This is a genomic window from Coleofasciculus sp. FACHB-712 (assembly GCF_014695635.1).
GTDB lineage: Bacteria > Cyanobacteriota > Cyanobacteriia > Cyanobacteriales > FACHB-T130 > FACHB-T130.
On record NZ_JACJOQ010000277.1, the window covers coordinates 1 to 2,050 of the forward strand.

General features: G+C 46.0%; 1 protein-coding gene and 1 pseudogene. One reads left to right on the forward strand and one right to left on the reverse strand.

The genetic code is table 11. The features are described from left to right. Positions 1-529 precede the first annotated feature (529 nt). Positions 530-721: a hypothetical protein gene (locus H6F50_RS26425; protein ID WP_199292042.1), complete on the reverse strand. Its 192-nt coding sequence runs from the start codon at positions 719-721 to the stop codon at positions 530-532. Between the two features lie 163 nt (positions 722-884). Here H6F50_RS26425 and H6F50_RS07570 point away from each other — a divergent pair. Further along, positions 885-2,050: pseudogene (locus H6F50_RS07570) on the forward strand (helicase); the annotation flags it as partial.

Below are 2,050 nucleotides of genomic sequence, written 5' to 3' on the forward strand. Positions count from 1 at the left end.
TCAAAGGATATTGACTTGTCTAGCTCTACCATGCGGTACTTTGTCCTTCTATCATTTTTCTTTATCTTTCGCAATCGTAGCACTTAGGTACTGGTGGTGCCTTTAGTGTAGATAACGGCATTCTGGAGACGAGGACGGACAGAGAGTAAGGGCGCAGGGGATCGACGATAACAACTGACGGCTGATAAATTAGCGCAAAGAGCGGTACATCTTTAGGGCGTCTCCTACCCGTCTCTGAGATAGCCCATCAAATAAATGTGCAGCACTCAGAATCCGCCCGATTCTCTCAAATATTAAAGATTGTCACAATCGGATAGAAGGCGTGTTAATTGCCAAGACAAGATTGAACATCATCGCCGTGTAACCCTTAACGGCAGCTATTTCTAGCATTACTCTCGATCAATCTACTCATGCCTTGACCCCGCTCAAGCAGGTTGTACAATAAATCCAGCATTGCAGATGTCGCTGCACCGTCCGGGAAAGTTGGGCTTGAGATAGTAAAGCTCCCAAGATTTTCATCGGCGTTGGTTCATTTAGTGTGGTTTTCGGTGGCAACAAAAGCATCGTGGGTCATCCAATAGGCAGCAAATTCTACTTTGGATAGAGGTTTACTTTTGCGATAAGTTTGACCCTCAATAATAATCAGATTCAGTAATTCTCTGACTGCATCTTGCTCATAAGGAAACATCTGGTCGAGTTCGGCTTTAATCCCATTTGGCAAGGTCGTTTAAAAAGTAAATAAATTTTAATTTTTAAGTAAAATTTGTAAGAAGTGATGCCTTTAATTTAGCTAAGGAAAAAAGCATCGAATTATCTAATTGCTAATTTCTGCTCGAATAAACGTTAATAAATTGAGTTAATTCTCACAAAAAAAGCTTTTAAATATGGCAATTTTACACGGTAGTTGGCTCGTTCAACCTCAGGGGGGTTATCTATTTGTTTGGGGAGAAATTTGGCGACCCATGACGCCTGTAATGTCTTCTCAACCCGATACGGTGGCATCCCATCCGATGGCGATGACGCAGGTAGAATTAATCGCTTTTTTGCGATCGCGTAGTCTCTTTGGTGAATCGCGCAGCCATGCGAGAAGTCGCGCTAACGAGAAATGGCACAAGAAAGCGATCGCTTTGCCCACCCAAATAGAGGCAGGCGAGCCAGTTTGCCCACTGCTGTCTACCAAAATGCTTTCAGACGGTGCGGATGCTTCAACCTTATCCTTACACCTCTGGCAAGTTGAAGGGCTGTGTCTCGATCCTCTCGAAGCAATACAATTTTTGCAAGCGCTGCCCCTTGGTTCTTTTAAAGAATCTGATGCTTATGTCGGGGGAGATTTACGCTTTTGGGCACAGGTTAGCCGATGGATTTTGGATCTTCTGGTGCGATCTAAGTTTTTACCAACCCTACATCGGCAGTTGGATGGTACTGTTGTCGCCGCTTGGCAACCTCTACTCGATAGTGGGTTAGATCAAGCGCGTTTGGAAAAGTTTACCCAGCTCATGCCCTCTGCCTGCCGCACTTATCAACACTCGGAGGTCAGTGGTAAAGAAAAACCTAAAGAACAGCTGGAACCAGACGAACCCAAGGAATTACTTCTGGGATTCTTAGGCAGTGCGATCGACGCACAAGTGCGTTCGAGTGTTGGGAATTCTGCCTTACCCGCAGTAGAACCGATCGTGCAGGAGTGGTTGCAAGCCCTTTCCACCGCATCCAATACCCTCAAAGCAGAAGCGGCGGCAATTGGACGCTTGGAAGCAGCCTTTCAGACTTGGACATCGCCAGTACGAGATCATTTAGTCGCCCCAGTGTTCGCTAGCGGGGATTTGAGAACGCGCCAATACCAACAAAATCGATTTCGCACCTGTTTCCTTCTCCAACCACCTGTATCAGGTGATGAGAATTGGAGTTTAGAATACTTTCTCCAGGCAACGGGCGACCCGGAATTTTTGGTGAATGCAGAAACTATCTGGAACCATCCCTTAGAGCGTTTGGTCTTCAAAGGTCGCACGATTGAGCATCATCAGGAGACTTTTCTAAGCGGCTTAGGTCTGGC